At 59.8% G+C, this 14,375-nt stretch carries 13 protein-coding genes and 1 tRNA gene; 8 read left to right on the forward strand and 6 right to left on the reverse strand.

The window, feature by feature from the left end:
* The first annotated feature begins 49 nt into the window (after nucleotides 1–49).
* Nucleotides 50–373: a hypothetical protein gene (locus PIJ50_RS06610; protein WP_271973813.1), complete on the forward strand. Its 324-nt coding sequence runs from the start codon at nucleotides 50–52 to the stop codon at nucleotides 371–373.
* A 1,164-nt stretch (nucleotides 374–1,537) separates the two neighbouring features.
* Here the strand turns inward: PIJ50_RS06610 and PIJ50_RS06615 are convergent.
* Nucleotides 1,538–4,441: a calcium-binding protein gene (locus tag PIJ50_RS06615; RefSeq protein ID WP_271973815.1), complete on the reverse strand. Its 2,904-nt coding sequence runs from the start codon at nucleotides 4,439–4,441 to the stop codon at nucleotides 1,538–1,540.
* Between the two features lie 1,226 nt (nucleotides 4,442–5,667).
* Nucleotides 5,668–6,714 carry a Hint domain-containing protein gene (locus tag PIJ50_RS06620; RefSeq protein ID WP_271973816.1) on the reverse strand — a complete coding sequence of 349 codons (1,047 nt, stop codon included), beginning with the start codon at nucleotides 6,712–6,714 and terminating at the stop codon, nucleotides 5,668–5,670.
* Nucleotides 6,715–7,007: 293 nt separating this feature from the next.
* On the opposite strand from PIJ50_RS06620, the gene PIJ50_RS06625 reads away from it, so the two are divergent.
* Both PIJ50_RS06625 and PIJ50_RS06630 read left to right on the forward strand, forming a co-directional pair.
* Nucleotides 7,008–7,178: a hypothetical protein gene (locus tag PIJ50_RS06625; RefSeq protein WP_271973818.1), complete on the forward strand. Its 171-nt coding sequence runs from the start codon at nucleotides 7,008–7,010 to the stop codon at nucleotides 7,176–7,178.
* A 134-nt stretch (nucleotides 7,179–7,312) separates the two neighbouring features.
* Nucleotides 7,313–7,597, forward strand: coding sequence for a hypothetical protein (locus PIJ50_RS06630; protein ID WP_271973820.1), 285 nt, complete (start codon nucleotides 7,313–7,315; stop codon nucleotides 7,595–7,597).
* Nucleotides 7,598–7,746: 149 nt separating this feature from the next.
* Here PIJ50_RS06630 and PIJ50_RS06635 read toward each other — a convergent pair.
* Together PIJ50_RS06635 and PIJ50_RS06640 are read right to left on the reverse strand one after the other, a co-directional pair.
* Nucleotides 7,747–7,820, reverse strand: a tRNA-Gly gene (locus PIJ50_RS06635).
* A 34-nt stretch (nucleotides 7,821–7,854) separates the two neighbouring features.
* Nucleotides 7,855–8,316: a fasciclin domain-containing protein gene (locus tag PIJ50_RS06640; RefSeq protein ID WP_271973821.1), complete on the reverse strand. Its 462-nt coding sequence runs from the start codon at nucleotides 8,314–8,316 to the stop codon at nucleotides 7,855–7,857.
* A 118-nt stretch (nucleotides 8,317–8,434) separates the two neighbouring features.
* Here PIJ50_RS06640 and PIJ50_RS06645 point away from each other — a divergent pair, with 118 nt between their 5' ends.
* Both PIJ50_RS06645 and PIJ50_RS06650 read left to right on the forward strand, forming a co-directional pair.
* Nucleotides 8,435–9,541: a Ppx/GppA phosphatase family protein gene (locus PIJ50_RS06645; RefSeq protein WP_271973823.1), complete on the forward strand. Its 1,107-nt coding sequence runs from the start codon at nucleotides 8,435–8,437 to the stop codon at nucleotides 9,539–9,541.
* Nucleotides 9,541–10,251 carry an RlmE family RNA methyltransferase gene (locus PIJ50_RS06650; protein ID WP_271973824.1) on the forward strand — a complete coding sequence of 237 codons (711 nt, stop codon included), beginning with the start codon at nucleotides 9,541–9,543 and terminating at the stop codon, nucleotides 10,249–10,251. The genes PIJ50_RS06645 and PIJ50_RS06650 overlap by 1 nt, the downstream gene beginning before the upstream one ends.
* Before the next feature lie 21 nt (nucleotides 10,252–10,272).
* On the opposite strand, the gene mepK is transcribed toward PIJ50_RS06650, so the two are convergent.
* Nucleotides 10,273–10,842 (reverse strand): peptidoglycan L,D-endopeptidase MepK, encoded by a 570-nt coding sequence (gene mepK, locus PIJ50_RS06655; RefSeq protein ID WP_271973826.1) that lies wholly within the window; start codon nucleotides 10,840–10,842, stop codon nucleotides 10,273–10,275.
* 225 nt (nucleotides 10,843–11,067) lie between these two features.
* Between mepK and lpxD the strand changes: the two genes are divergently transcribed.
* From lpxD to PIJ50_RS06670, 3 genes are read left to right on the forward strand one after another with little or no spacing between them, the layout of a single operon-like run.
* Complete coding sequence (lpxD, locus tag PIJ50_RS06660) at nucleotides 11,068–12,159, forward strand: UDP-3-O-(3-hydroxymyristoyl)glucosamine N-acyltransferase (protein ID WP_271973828.1); 1,092 nt, start codon at nucleotides 11,068–11,070, stop codon at nucleotides 12,157–12,159.
* 25 nt (nucleotides 12,160–12,184) lie between these two features.
* On the forward strand, nucleotides 12,185–12,445 hold the full coding sequence (locus tag PIJ50_RS06665; RefSeq protein ID WP_271973829.1) for an acyl carrier protein: 261 nt from the start codon (nucleotides 12,185–12,187) through the stop codon (nucleotides 12,443–12,445).
* Nucleotides 12,442–13,650 carry a beta-ketoacyl-[acyl-carrier-protein] synthase family protein gene (locus PIJ50_RS06670; protein WP_271973831.1) on the forward strand — a complete coding sequence of 403 codons (1,209 nt, stop codon included), beginning with the start codon at nucleotides 12,442–12,444 and terminating at the stop codon, nucleotides 13,648–13,650. The genes PIJ50_RS06665 and PIJ50_RS06670 overlap by 4 nt, the downstream gene beginning before the upstream one ends.
* A 30-nt stretch (nucleotides 13,651–13,680) precedes the next feature.
* Here PIJ50_RS06670 and PIJ50_RS06675 read toward each other — a convergent pair whose 3' ends face one another.
* Nucleotides 13,681–14,307, reverse strand: a complete 627-nt coding sequence (locus PIJ50_RS06675) for an invasion associated locus B family protein (RefSeq protein WP_271973832.1) — start codon at nucleotides 14,305–14,307, stop codon at nucleotides 13,681–13,683.
* Between the last annotated feature and the right edge of the window lie 68 nt (nucleotides 14,308–14,375).

Below are 14,375 nucleotides of genomic sequence, written 5' to 3' on the forward strand. Positions count from 1 at the left end.
ATAGCCGAGTTCCGCGCGGCTTCTCGCCTGCGTTGGGAGCGCATCCACTATGCCACCCATTGATGCCCTGACGGAACGATCACTGGGCGAATACGGCCTGATCGGAACGTTGGCGCTGCTCGGGTTCATCTTCGCCATCGTCTACATGTGGAAGCGGCCACCCCCGGAGCCGCATGCCTCGCCCATGGAGGCGGTGAAGGAAAACGCCAAGCTGATCCCTTTCGTTCTGGAGGAGGTGCGGCAGCTCGGCCGGAAGCTGGACGATGCAATGCGCAGGATCGATCAGATGGAGCGCCGCTTCGACCAACTTGAAGAGCGATCTGAGCGCATGGAGCGATTGGGCGAGGTCATCAAGGACCGGCTGCCGAGGTGAGAACGGGAATTAATTCAGCTGTTGTCATCAATCGACTCATTTCTCGCTCACCTCTTGTAGACTCAGAGCTTGTTTCAAGCCCTTCGCCTCAGTGAGGTGTCCTGCGCTAATATCGTGAGACTGATCATCTTGCTCAGGTAACGCTACGAATAGTGCGTTTCCTTAGCTTCAATAACGGCACCTCAGTAGAGACAGGTCTTTGTGATAAGCAGCTGTCTTTTGGGATAGGCAGCTGCGCGATGAGTGCTTCAAGCCCCTCCGCCACATCAGCAAAACCATCTCTGTAGGCACACGCGCTCAGGCTTAAAAGGGAATTAGCCATGAGGTTTGCTCGGTCAATCATCTGGATCCTCCTTAGCCTTCAACATACATCCTGTAAGCTGAATGTTAGGTTAACTGAACGGAGATCTGGCTGAGTCGACCAAGATGACAGGAGATAAGCATATGAGTACGACTTATTCGACTATGCATTTTGTCGGCTCACACTTTGTCTTCGGCGTATCGGTCGGACTGTCTGTTTGAGATAATAGATTAATTTCGCGGCTCGACGGCCCGGGAACGACGAGCCGCAGAGTAGGCCGGCGATATTTTCTGACTTCACGAACCGGCACCATGTTAGTCAAATGTATAAGCTGATCGCCAAGCTCGGGCATACCGCGGGCGTAGGCATGGGCACTTAGGCTGATTAGTGCTCCACGCATACCGTCGTCTTCTTCGTTCATCGTTTCCACGCTCGTTGTGGTCGGCAATTATCCGCCGATCTACCCGCCACAAGGTTACTAAAGGTTTAACAATCATAACCATATGAAAAAATTTACTTTTTTGGAAAGAAGGTTTACCCCTCAGGGCTGTTTGGTATGCAACCATCAGGAATTCATGACGTCTGCTGCCCTGATCAGGGGCAGCAGTAGCTTGAGATATCGAACATCATAATTTGCAGCACGTTCGTGATCGCCTTTGGCAATCACCTCAAGCTGGGCTTGGGCTTCGTCACGTAGGAGTAGATATTCATCTTGGAGCGTACGTCCTGACGCCTCTGCGAGATGCGGAGAGATTGCATCATCAGCGGGCTGGTCGCGTGGTTCGTGCATTAAAGAAAATTAGACAGCGTAGTGACAGATGCTTGAGTTGAGGGGGTGAGGTACATGCTAGGCGTTACGAATTCTAGGATATTCTGTCGGTTCGCGTTTGAGCAGTGGCTGCGAGAGCGAGAACATGCCTGATGCAACGCTTTGACACACGACCCGCCAAGTTTCTCGGTGACGTGAAACTCGCCAATGTGGGCCCGACCGCCCAGTAGAACCCTATGAAGGCTCTTCCAAGCGGGTGGGTCACAAGATGTTCGTCGCGAAGACGTCGCAGTTCGACGACGTCAGTATGCCTGCCGTCACCGTAGGTAGCAGTTGCAACGAAGCAGGAGCCCCCTCCGCCGCTGGCCGCGCTGTCATCGTAATCGTCCGCAGGGGGATAGTTCTCTTCATCGGACGGCTCCTCTTCCCAGGGTATTTCTGGAAACAGAGGTTCGTCATCCCCATCGTCCCCGTCCTCAAGAGGCGGTTCTGTTACGGGCGGGGGAGGGTTCGGTGCTTCAGGTGTCGGCGTCGGCTTGATCGGAAGATCAGGCTGCGGGGTGTTTTCGTCTACAGGAGGCGGATTGGAGGGATCTGTCGGAAGGCCATCATCCGGTACAGGGGTCGGCTCCTGACCTTCATCTTGATCTTCGTCTGGGCCGCTGGGAATATAGCCCTTGTACAGCGTTTTCATGATGCCGTTTGCGGCTTCATCGCCGAAGTATGTGGCGATGCTATCAGCCTTTGTGCCATAGAACAGGCTGGACGCTCCATCCTCTCCAATAGAGGCCCGCGCCATGAGTGCCGCCTGATCGACATTTATATCGCCGACGTAGGTCGAAATATATTCGGCAATGGTGTCTGCAGATATGGGCGCACTACTACTGCCAGCCCCCTGCAGCGCAAACATAGAGGCTTTTGCGACTTCCGATGCAGGAAGGTGATCACTGTCTGCCGGCGCGCTGTCGTCTTCTGTATTCTGAGGATCTTCCTTGGACGACAAGTACTCGTTCATTTTGTCGTCGCTCAGTTGATCAGACAAGGCTGACTCAACTTCCGAAAACTGGTCTGCAGCGCCTGTCAGCTTGATGGAGCCGAACTTCGTCGATGTAATCAAAATATCCGTGTCATTGATGATGCTCATGCCATCCAGGGCATCCAGAACATCATCCTCTCCGTAGCCAATCTTCAGGAAATCACTGACGGCATTGAAGCCGGTGATCTCGACTTCACCCTTTGTTGCCAGTGAGAAGAAGTCGTTTCCGTTGCTCGTGATTTTTGCAGAACTGTCGCCGGTGATCATCACCAGGTCCCCATCGGGACCCGTTATGATGTCGGAATGACCATCATCGGAGATGAGGACGTTTGAGTCGGCGCCGCCATAGAGGAGGTTGTTGCCATCGCCTCCCACAAGGACATCCTTACCGGCCCCCCCGTACAGGACATCATCCCCTTGGCCGCCATAAAGGATATCACCGCCGGACATCCCATGCAGTGTGTCGTCGCCCAAATTCCCGTAGATTTTGTCTCCGCCGGATCCTCCCGTCATCACTTCGCCCAAGTCATCCTTCGGGTCGAGGACGCTGTCTTGTCCGTACAGGTTGACCCCGTGACCGGCTTTCGTCACCACAACCTGAACTAGGCCAAAAGGCGACAAATTCAGCATGCCGCCATCAGCTACGAGATCCTGCTGATCTGTGTGGTTCATCTCGACGCGGGCTTTGACGGTGTGCGGGTCCGCCTCATTGGCGCCGGTTGAAGGGATGTCCTGACCGGCAAGCGAAGTTACGGAGATATGTGCTCCGGGGAACTCCTGCAGTAACTTGTCCAGGTTTAGATCCAACGCTTGGGAGCTGTCAGAGCGGGATGCGAGGTAGATGACAGTCTTCTCGGCGTTGCCGTAGGAGTGGATATCGACCTTGTCCGCCGGCATCACGTCGAAGACGTCCTCCGCCTTCAGGCCTTTCAAATCAGTGCCCGTGGTGTTGTTTGCAAGCAGCCGATAGGCCTCGCCCGCAGGTGTCAACCAGACATCTATATCCTCTGGGGCCACGCCTTCGCCGGGATTGTGAGACATGCCGGAGAGACGAGTGGACAAGAATTTATATTGATTGCCCCAGATGTTGGCATCTGTGACACCTTCGCTCACCATCTGGTCGAACGTTGCCAGCATTCCAGACATTTGCGGCATTCCCGGCTCGTCAAACCGGCTGTTCATGTTCCACTCACTGACGTGAACGCCTACGTCTTTCAAACCTTCGGCGTTTCGAAAAACATCAAGATCATTGTAGAATAGATCATGGTCCACAGCTTGATCGTACGTTTTCGGATAATGATGAGTTACTACGTTATCTATGGTTGCTCTGGCTTCGGCTCCTAATTGGTCTAATATGTCCTGCGTATCGGTTTGCGATGTTTTCCACCACGCCCCGTTTTGCACACCAATTTCCGGCTCAACGAAGTTCGCTGTATCGGTCAGCGTATCCTTATATGCCTCTATTGTCTCGTCTAGGCGGACCGACATGTAGTTGGCCAACTTGCCATACTCGGTGGCGGTCATCGTGTCGCCGCCCCAGTATTCGTTGCCAATTTCAAATGACTTGATATCTACGTCACCGTACACACCGCTGAGCATCTCGGTGACCCGATCCATCATCGAGTCGATGGCCGCTGTGTCGGGTTCGCGCTCTCCCACCGCTCCATCTGTAAGGAAGTTATAGGTAGGAAGTACGAAGTCGATCGAAGCATTATGCTCTGCAGCGAACGAGAAAGCCTCTTTAACCGTCAGCACCCTGGCAGGATCGCCGACGGTTCCGGGATCACCAAAGATAGCGTCCCAAGAACCATCTTCGGGACTCAGATGTTCGGTTACGCCACCGCCTGGATAACGTAAAGAAGATGTCGGAATGAGGTCGGTGAACTTGTCAAAGGGTCCCCCGGCATCTGTCATGTCCTTGGTGTACAGCATATGCCCACCAAACATGTCCTTCGTTATCACGATGCATCCATCCTGCGTTGTCCCGGGAGAAGACATGGCAGGAGGCGGTTAACGGATCGTTGCATGAAGCTACTGACTTAGATGATCAGCTAATTTTATTCGTTTTCGCTTTAACATGAGAGCAACTGTCCTTCGTCATCAGTCCTCCTCGTCAAAGGAGGAACTTGTGAATATATTAAATTTATATGTAGCGATTGGATGGTTCTGGACGTTCACCAGGGCACTTTCGCACGTGGATAAGAACGCTTTCTTCGCGTCGGAGATCATCCTTGTCTCTAGCTCCGGGATATTGTCGATCGATCATTCAGAGTATCGCCTTTGGGGCGTCTCATGGCCGCACGAAAGTTATGAGGCCCGTGCACGACTGCTTCATCTACTCAAATGGCGGAAGATATATGTCATCCCGTACGGAACTGGTCCTGACGGCTTGCCTCAGGTTCGCGTCGTGTGTGGGCGAGGGGACCTTGGCGCGCAACTTGTTCGGGACGGTCACGTGGGTGCGACGCGGCTGCGCTATCAGGTATGGGCCTTGCAGGCTCGGCTAAGAGGATTACGGCCTGGAAGACTTGTCTGCTAATCGTAACTTTCCGTAAACCGATCCTTGCTAAGCTCCAGGTGGTACGTGGAGCGACAGCAATAGACGCCTCACATACAAGCACAAGCATGCAGCAATCACCTTAAGAGGCCAAAGTGACTGATGACCAGAAGGCAAAAAGATGTCCGCGGATCTCAGCCACCTTCTCGCCCGAGAACATTATCGATGAGTTGAACGATTGCATTCGACTGGCTCTCGATTTGTCGCAATCCGATGCATTTGTTTCGGAGACTACAAGGAACGCTCGTATTCTGCTATCAGCAGCCCTGATAGAGACCGAACACGCTGCTAGACAGTTCGTGCGCCATCGGGAAAGACCGTATTTGTTTGATCGGCTTGTTCTGTAACGCGGCTAATCATTGAATGTTGTACAACTTTAGCTGACGCTGAGTTATCAAAAGTCTCAACTGCATGTCGTGCACGGCGCGCTTATCGTGGATGGCAACTTCGTCTTTGAGCTTGCTGACGGCAGAGTAGGCGGCGGGGGGCGCCGGAACCGCCCCCGCTTCTGCCTGCATGCTACCTGCCTCGGCAGCTCAACCTTAACGGTAACCTAACTGGGTTCAACCTGTCAGGCGAGCCGCCCAGTCGTCCTACCGTGCCTTGACAGAGGCATCGCCTACTTTGCGTCTCAGGCTGCCGACTGCAATGCGCGGTTCTTTTCCACATGTTTCTCAGCGATCTTGATTGCCATCCGTTTCGGGACGAACGGACGGGCAGGCTCCGGCAGCACCCCATCCTTGTAATCACGCAGCTCGGGAAACAGCGCATAGATCTCTTCCAGCGCTTCGGGGCCGACGCCTTTCTTCGCCATGGGGCCGACGTAAAGCGACTCTGTCGCGGTGTCCTCGGCGAAGATGATTTGGTGGCCGTCGAACAGAAAATGGAAGTATTCAACCTCCCTGACAGTATCGAGAACGTCGATGCCTTCGAGCAACGTCAGATGCTTCGCGGCTACGAGAGCTTCAGACGCTCCGAAGAGCCGCATAGCGATCTTCGAGCGCACAAGGATGCGGTGTTGTTGAGACACAACGAGGTCCGCAGTCGGGAGGCCATCTCCCAACGCGCCTTGGCGTATGCGAATTGGATGAAGGTTGGGTGTGGCTTGGAGATCAAAGCCATCCAGCTTCTTGCTTCCGACCCACTGGATCGGTTTAAGGCCGTGATCTGCGGTCATAACTAGATCCCCAACCTTCAAATCTTCGACGGGGATCTTGCCCCGATCCGTTTCAATCAGGGTGCCCTTGACGAAGCACGCCCACTGGGTGGGCGTGATGCCCGTCAAGCCGCCGGTATTGGACGAGAATGTGACCACGTCGATCGAGACCAGACCCGCACCATCCGCGAAGAAGGGGGCGGTCAGGCCACCAGGCGTCACAAGCAGATCACCTGCCGCCGTTTGCACAATGAAGAGGTTCACCGTCTGGACGCTGCCATCTGTCAGAGTGAGCTCCGAGTTGTAGCGGCGGATCGATGCTACGGTGGAGTTGATGGTTGTTCCGTCAACCTCATAAGAAAGCGCGTTGCCCGTACTCAAGCTGTTCGTATCCGGACCTCCAAACGTCGTGGGTGATATCCCTGTTTCCAGAAGAGGCGTCTCGCTGGTGCCGTAGTTCCCAATGAGGTCCGAATTGGCTATCCCCCGATTGCCAAGGTAGATGAAGTCTAACGTTGCCATAGTCTGATCCGATGTTGTGCACGATACTCCGGTGATCGAAGGGTCAGTACGCAACCGTACGCAACTTCTGCGCGCTCTGATAATTATTGACTAATTTTAACATAATTATCGCAAATAGTGACCGAAAAGACACATTGTCCAGCGAATAGACATACAATGATGAAAATGTAGCCATATGGGAAAGGCGGCGGGGGTCGCCGGACCACCCCCGCTTCTGCCTGTATGCCGGCTGCCTCGGCTGCTCAACCGTAACGTGAACGTGAGCGGCGTCAACATGGTTAACGGCTGTCGCTATGCAGATGCGCACCCAACCCCAGATCCTCGAAAGCCTGGCCGTCAGCTTGCAGCCTCTGACGGCCGATCTGGTGGAACTGGCGGCGTCGATGAAGCCGGAGCCAGAGGCGGAGGCGCCGTTGGCCATGGTCATGCCTACATCCACAGGCGCGGTCATCCATATCGCATGAAAGGCAACGTCCCTGTGGATCAGGAGCCAGCGCAGGAGGTAGGGCAATAGTGCCGAACCGAAGGCATCAGGCGCGAGGATGATCAACACGCGACCTTCTTCCCGAATCAAGTAAAGTTCTGCAAATGTTCATGCATGTGGACACGCAAGCTAACATGGCCCGGCGAGGGAAATCACACCGACTGGCTGGTGCTGTACAAGCACATCAAGGTAGGCCGCGTCATGTATCAGACGACATACGCGACAAAGGAATGGAATTGGTCCGTTCAGCTTTACCCGGCGTCTCTGGGCTATGCAGACACCATGGAAGAGGCCTTGGAAGCGGTTAGGCAGTGGTGCCTCAAAATCCCCGATCTCGAGAAGCAAATCGATGACAAGCGAAACCGCAAAGGGATGTATGCCTGGGGCGATGGCACCTGATCAAATCAAGAACATCCTTCGGGAGTCTTCGGGATTCGAAGGCCGCGACAGGCAGATGTTGTCCTTCTGTTCTAAATCCCAAGCGGTCCTGAACGACACCCAATTCCAAAATTATGCGAGCTAAAGCAATGCCTTAGGGTGATGCTGTCTGGAGCGGGTGAAGGGAATCGAACCCTCGTCGTAAGCTTGGGAAGCTTCTGCTCTACCATTGAGCTACACCCGCGACGGGTTTTCAGTAGTCCACGGCAAGCGGGGCGTCAATAGGCCGGGAGGATCAGTGAGTCGACAGTGTGGATCACTCCGTTCGAGCGCGGGATGTCGGCGGCCGTCAGCCGGTGCTCGTGGCCCGTGTCATCGCGCAGCATGATCCCGTCGCGTGTGCGATACATGGCGATGCGGCAGCCGCCGACCGTGCGGACGACGGCGGGGCGGCCGGTGGCCAGAACTTCGGTCAGTGCGCGGGTGGGGGCCATGTGGCAGGTCAGGATCTGCACCAGCTTTTCCCGCTCAAGGCCAGCGGGCAGCGACGCGAAGGCCGAATCCTGCGGGGCGAAGATGGTGTAGGGGCCGGGATTTGACAGCGCCCGGTCGATGCCCGTCTGGCGCATCAGCGCGGCGAAACGGCTGAAGCCGGGGGTTTCCGCTGCGAAATCATAGACATTGGCCGCCACTGCGGGCAGGGGCATCAGGCAGGTCGCGGCAAGCAGGATCCAGCGCATGGCACACTCCTTCATCACACCTTTGTAACGCGACCCCCCGGCGTGGGTTCCCCCGTGGCCTTGCAACAGCGGCAGGGCGGACTTAAAGTAGGGGTTAACCGAATTGGAGGGCGATTCAATGGCGCCCGAGCGTCCCAGAGGTGCGGACGCGCTCCCCGTCGATTCGTCGCGGGTCGAACCTTCCGCCACCTCGCCCGGTTCCACGCTGTATGCGGCGCTGGATCTGGGTACGAACAGTTGCCGCATGCTGATTGCCGAGCCCAAGGGCAGTCACTTTCAGGTCGTGGACAGCTTTTCCAAGACCGTGCAGTTGGGCCTGGGGCTGGAAGCGTCCGGTCGGCTTTCGCGTGCGTCCATGGGCCGGACGGTGCAGGCGCTGCGCATCTGCCAGAAGAAGCTGGAAAAGCACCGGGTGCGCCGGATGCGTCTGGTGGCCACAGAGGCCTGCCGCCGCGCCCGCAACGCGCGCGACTTCATCCGCATGGTGCGCCGCGAAACCGGCCTGCAGCTGGAGATCATCAATCCCGAGGAGGAGGCCCGCCTCGCCGTCATCTCCTGCGCGCCGCTGGTCAACCCGAAGACCGAGCAGTTGCTGGTGATCGACATCGGCGGCGGCTCGACCGAACTTGTGTGGATCGACCTGTCGGAGGTGGCGCCGGATCAGCGCGCGCGCTCCATCATGGCGCTGCACAACGGCTTCAAGCCGCGGCGTGGTGCGGCGCGCGTGGTCGACTGGATCTCGGTGCCCCTAGGCGTGGCGACGCTGAAGGACCAGTTCGCGGATGTGGAGGATGACGCTGCCCGCTTCGCGCTCATGAGCTGGTTCTTCGAGGAGAACCTGTCGAGCTTCTCTCCCTACAACTCCGAAAACGCGCGCGAAGGGTTCCAGATCATCGGGACCTCGGGGACGATCACGACGGTTGCCGCGTCCTTCCTGCGGTTGCGGCGCTATGACCGGACCAAGGTGGACGGGCTGCACATGACGTCGGACCAGATCGACCAGGTGATCCGCGACTATCTGGCGCTTGGCCCGGAAGGGCGGCGCGTGGACCCGCAGATCGGGCGCGACCGGCACAGCCTGATCATGTCGGGCGCGGCCATCCTTCAGGCGCTGATGCGGATCTGGCCGACGGACCGCCTTTCGGTGGCCGATCGCGGGTTGCGGGAAGGCTTGCTCTATCAACAGATGAACGCGGATGGCGTTCTGGAAGACGGACCACTGTGATGACGGAAAAGAACACCTCCGGACGGGGCCAGCGCGATCTGCGGGTGCGCGTCAAGACGGCGAAGGGGCGCAAGCTGTCCTCGACGCTGTGGTTGGAGCGGCAGCTAAACGACCCCTACGTGCAGCGGGCGAAGAAGGAAGGCTACCGTGGACGCGCCGCCTTCAAGATCCTGGAGCTGGACGACAAGTTCGGCTTCCTGAAGCCGGGTTCGCGCGTGGTCGATCTGGGCTGCGCCCCCGGCGGCTGGTGCCAGGTGGCGGTGGAGCGTGTGAACGCCCTTGGCCAGAAGCCGAACAAGCCGCAGGGCACCGTTCTGGGTGTGGATCTTCAGGAGGTGGAGCCTATATCCGGCGCCGAGGTGCATCAGCTGGACTTCCTGGAAGATGACGCCGATCAGAAGGTCAAGGACTGGCTGGGCGGGCCCGCCGATGTCGTGATGAGCGACATGGCCGCTGCATCCTCGGGCCACAAGGGCACGGACCACCTGCGCATCATCGCGCTGTGCGAGGCCGCGGCCTTCTTCGCCTTCGACGTGCTGGAGGAGGGTGGGACCTTTGTCGCCAAGGTTCTGGCGGGCGGGGCCGAGAACGAGCTTCAAACACTGCTGAAGCGCAACTTCACCAAGGTCGCCAACGTGAAGCCGCCGGCGTCGCGCGCGGATTCGTCGGAAAAGTTCGTGGTGGCGATGGGGTTCCGCGGGCGTCCATGACGCCCGTTACGGGTGGCGCCCTCAGGCGCCCCAGTGGCGGACGGCGCCGCAATCCATGTGCACGAAGTTCGACCCCGAATAGCGACCCACGCCGCCGGCCGAGCACGCCTCGGCCGCGCGGGCCATCTGCGACACGGATCGCGATTTCAGCCGCAGGTCCGCCGCCTTGCCCGACATGTGCAGAGAGTTGCGCGCCACGCCTTCCGATTGCGAGCGCAGCATGGCGTTCGTCTTGGGCGAACGGTAGCCCGACAGCAGCAGGTAGGGTTCGGTCGTGTCCATCAGCGAATGGGACGCGGCCATGATGTCCAGCGTGCGGGCGTCGAAGTTGATCACCTCGTTCGTGCGCCAGTCGCGGACAAAGCGGTTCACGTCCTGCAGCGATTCCGGGATGTACTGCCCTTCGATCCAGTAGATCGAGTCCAGCGATTCGCCCGTGCGTCCGTTGTACATGCGGATGCGGCGTACATCGCCCGCGCCCCGAAGAAACCCGAATGCGTTCGACGCCGAAGGGGCCGCCACGACGACCGTCGCCGCAAAGGCACCCAGAAGACCGCGCCGCGTCAACGCCGGAAAGGATTGTCCTGCCATCAGTCTGCCTGTCCCAATTTCTGTCACGGCCCCTTGTCTGCGAGGTCTTCGTGATTGATGGGTTAATTTATGGCGCATTCGGCCGGAAATTCCAAAAGTTTTTACGGCCTGTTCCGCTGCGTCATGGCACAATTCGGCGTAATCGCGCCGAGAACCACCACATGATGCCCGGGGTGGCACTTCGGGCAGCCGAAGGTTACGTTGCCCTCAAAGACGGAGCGCACCATGACACACACCATCCGCGAGATTGCCGCCGCCATCGGGGCCGAGGCTGAAGGCGACCTGGACATCCGGATCGACGGCGTGGCCGAACCCGCCGCGGCCACCGCGCAGGACCTGGCCTTGGCCATGGACCCCAAATACGCGGAAGGGCTGGGCAAGGGATCCGCGCAGGCCGCGATGGTCTGGCCGGGCGCCGACTGGCGTTCGCTGGGCCTGAAGGCGGCCATCCTTGCCCCGCGCGGCCGGCTTGCCATGGCCGGGCTGTCGCGCATGATGGACAAGGGTCCGCTGATCGCCCCCGGCATCCATCCCATGACCGCGATCGATCCCACCGCCGTGATCGGCGACGGGGCGGCCATCGGGCCCTTCGTGTCGGTGGGCGCGGGGGCCGTGATCGGGCGAAACGCCCGCATCGCCTCGCACGTCGCCATCGGCGAAGGGGTGCGGATCGGGGACGACGCGCTGATCTACGCAGGCGCGAAGATCGGCGCGCGGGTCCGCATCGGCGACCGCTTCATCGCGCAGCCGGGTTGCGCCATCGGCAATGACGGCCTCAGCTTCGTCACGCCCGAAAAGTCGGGGATCGAGGAGATCCGCGAGACGCTTGGTGTGCGCGAGGGTATCCGCGAACAGGCCTGGACGCGCATCCACTCCCTCGGCTCGGTCGAGATTGGGGACGATGTGGAGGTGGGGGCGAATTCGACCATCGACCGCGGCACGATCCGCGACACGGTCGTGGGCAGCGGCACCAAGATCGACAACCTCGTCCACCTCGGCCACAACGTGCGCGTCGGGCGTGATTGCCTGCTCTGCGGCCTTGTGGGCGTGGCGGGATCGGTTCGCATCGGTGATCGCGTGGTGCTGGCGGGGCAGGTCGGCGTGTCGGACAACATCTTCATCGGCGACGACGTGATCGCGGGCGGCGGGACCAAGATCCTCAGCAACGCGCCCGCAGGTCGCGTGCTTCTGGGCTATCCCGCCGTGAAGATGGACGCGCATGTGGAGATGCAGAAGGCCCTGCGCCGCCTGCCGCGCCTTGCGGCGACGGTGAAAGACCTTCAAAAAATCGTTGCAAAGGACGTGCAAGAAGACTGAACCTACGGGAAAGGACAGACCGCGGATGGACACGGTTGAAGACAAGGTCATCCGGATCATCGCCGACCAAGCGCTTCTTGATCCGTCGGACGTGACCCCGGCCTCCACCCTGGCCGAGCTTGGGATCGACAGCATGGCCCTGGTGGAGACGATCTTCGCGATCGAGGAGACGTTCGACGTCTCCGTCCCCTTCAACGCGAACGAGCCTGCGGCCAGCCAGTTCGACATCTCCTCCGTCGGCTCCATCATCGCCGCGGTGGAGGATCTGGTGGCTGCCCGGGCATGAAGCGCGTCGTCATCACGGGGGCCGGGACCATCAACGCCCTGGCCCACGACGTGAAGGGCACGTTCGAGGCGTTTCGCGAGGGGCGCTGCGGCATCACCGAGCTGGACATCCGCGACAAGGACCGGCTGAGCATCCAGATCGGCGGGCAGGTTCACGACTGGGACCCCGAGGCGCGCTTCAACCGCCAGCAGATCGCCCTTTACGACAAGTTCACCCAGTTCACCCTTCTGGCTGGGCGCGAGGCCGTGGCCCAGTCCGGCCTGAACTTCGACGGCCGGCTGAGCTACGAGGCCGGCGTGGTGCTCGGCACTGCGGCGGGTGGCGTGAATACCTGGGACGACAACTACCGCACCGTCTACGAGGAGGGGAAGAACCGCGTCCATCCCTTTGTCGTGCCCAAGCTGATGAACAACGCCGCCGCCAGCCACCTGTCGATGGAGTTCAACCTCAAGGGTCCCAGCTTCACCGTGGCCACGGCCTGCGCCAGTTCCAACCATGCGATGGGGCAGGCCTTCCACATGATCCGGTCGGGCATGACGCAGGTGATGCTGACCGGCGGGTCCGAATCCATGCTGTGCTTTGGCGGGATCAAGGCCTGGGAAGGGCTGCGCGTCATGTCCCGCGACGCGTGCCGCCCGTTCAGCCTGAATCGCAACGGCATGGTGCAGGGCGAAGGCGCCGCCATCTTCGTGTTCGAGGAGCATGAGCATGCCCGCGCCCGCGGGGCCGAAATCCTGGCCGAGGTGGTGGGCTTCGCCATGACCTCCGACGCCTCCGACATCGTGATGCCGAACAAGCAGGGCGCGGCCCGCGCCATTGCGGGCGCATTGCGCGACGCGCGCCTGAACGGGGATGAGGTCGGTTACATCAACGCCCACGGCACCGGCACGGCGGCGAACGACAAGACGGAATGCGCGGCGGTGGCGGATGTGTTCGGGCCGCATGCGGACCGGCTGATGATCTCCTCGACGAAGTCGATGCACGGGCACCTGATCGGCGGCACCGGCGCGGTGGAGCTTCTGGCCTGCATCATGGCCCTGCGCGACGGCGTCATTGCCCCGACCATCGGGTATGAGGAGCCGGACCCGGAATGCGCGCTGAACGTGGTTCCGAACGTGGCGCGCGACGCGAAGGTGAAGGTCGCGCTGTCCAACGCCTTTGCCTTTGGCGGGCTGAACGCGGTTCTGGCCCTGAAAAGGGCCTAGGGCCCCGGATCGCGCCGGGGCCCTTGGTCCTTATTTCCCGTTCGCCGCAACAACGGCGTCGTAACCGGCCGTGAATCCCGACAGCGACAGATCAAGGACGACCTTCTGGTCCGGCGCGACCACCGGCACCAGCGTCAGCTGCGCGGCGGAGCCTTTCTTCAGCGCGTCCACCTCGGCCTGCGTGAAGCCGATGCGGGCGACGCAGCCCACGGTGCTGCACCAGGTGTAGGGGTAGACCTTGGCGGGCGAGCTGTCGATCTTGAGCGACAGGTTCGCCGTCAGCAGCGTTTCCAGCGGCACGATGACCGTGGCGCCTGCGGCGGCCTGCTGGCCGGCCGGCAGGTTGAACATGCTGAATTCGGCGACGTTGTTGCCGTCCTTGTCCTTCAGCAGCTGGTACAGCTGGCACCGGTCCTTGCCCGCCTCGTCGGCGATGCAGCGCTGTTCCCAGGATCCGAAGGTGCCGGCCACCTTCATCGGATTTTGGTCTTCGGCCGTCTGGCCCATGTTCAGGTCCTGTCCGGATGCGTCATCGGCCGTGGCGGCCGGTGCGGCGGGGGCAGGGGCGGCGGCGGGCGCCGAGTCCTGCGCCAGCGCGGCCTGCGCCAGCGACATCCCGAGGGTCAGGGCAAGAAGGGTGGAGAGGGTCTTGGACATGCAGTTCGGTCCTCAAGTGGTTCCGATCCGGGCTTAGCATGCGCACATCACCCTGTCAGGCGCGAAAT

Source organism: Falsirhodobacter sp. 20TX0035 (assembly GCF_028307215.1).
GTDB lineage: Bacteria > Pseudomonadota > Alphaproteobacteria > Rhodobacterales > Rhodobacteraceae > Falsirhodobacter.

Excerpts from the sequence above, each read along its gene's own strand:
- PIJ50_RS06610 (WP_271973813.1), top strand. The coding sequence starts at position 50 with ATGCCACCCATTGATGCCCTGACGGAACGATCACTGGGCGAATACGGC.
- PIJ50_RS06645 (WP_271973823.1), top strand. The coding sequence starts at position 8,435 with ATGGCGCCCGAGCGTCCCAGAGGTGCGGACGCGCTCCCCGTCGATTCG.
- mepK (WP_271973826.1), bottom strand. The coding sequence starts at position 10,842 with ATGGCAGGACAATCCTTTCCGGCGTTGACGCGGCGCGGTCTTCTGGGT.
- lpxD (WP_271973828.1), top strand. The coding sequence starts at position 11,068 with ATGACACACACCATCCGCGAGATTGCCGCCGCCATCGGGGCCGAGGCT.
- PIJ50_RS06675 (WP_271973832.1), bottom strand. The coding sequence starts at position 14,307 with ATGTCCAAGACCCTCTCCACCCTTCTTGCCCTGACCCTCGGGATGTCG.
- PIJ50_RS06620 (WP_271973816.1), bottom strand. The coding sequence starts at position 6,714 with ATGGCAACGTTAGACTTCATCTACCTTGGCAATCGGGGGATAGCCAAT.
- PIJ50_RS06625 (WP_271973818.1), top strand. The coding sequence starts at position 7,008 with ATGCAGATGCGCACCCAACCCCAGATCCTCGAAAGCCTGGCCGTCAGC.
- PIJ50_RS06670 (WP_271973831.1), top strand. The coding sequence starts at position 12,442 with ATGAAGCGCGTCGTCATCACGGGGGCCGGGACCATCAACGCCCTGGCC.
- PIJ50_RS06630 (WP_271973820.1), top strand. The coding sequence starts at position 7,313 with ATGTGGACACGCAAGCTAACATGGCCCGGCGAGGGAAATCACACCGAC.
- PIJ50_RS06665 (WP_271973829.1), top strand. The coding sequence starts at position 12,185 with ATGGACACGGTTGAAGACAAGGTCATCCGGATCATCGCCGACCAAGCG.
- PIJ50_RS06640 (WP_271973821.1), bottom strand. The coding sequence starts at position 8,316 with ATGCGCTGGATCCTGCTTGCCGCGACCTGCCTGATGCCCCTGCCCGCA.
- PIJ50_RS06650 (WP_271973824.1), top strand. The coding sequence starts at position 9,541 with ATGACGGAAAAGAACACCTCCGGACGGGGCCAGCGCGATCTGCGGGTG.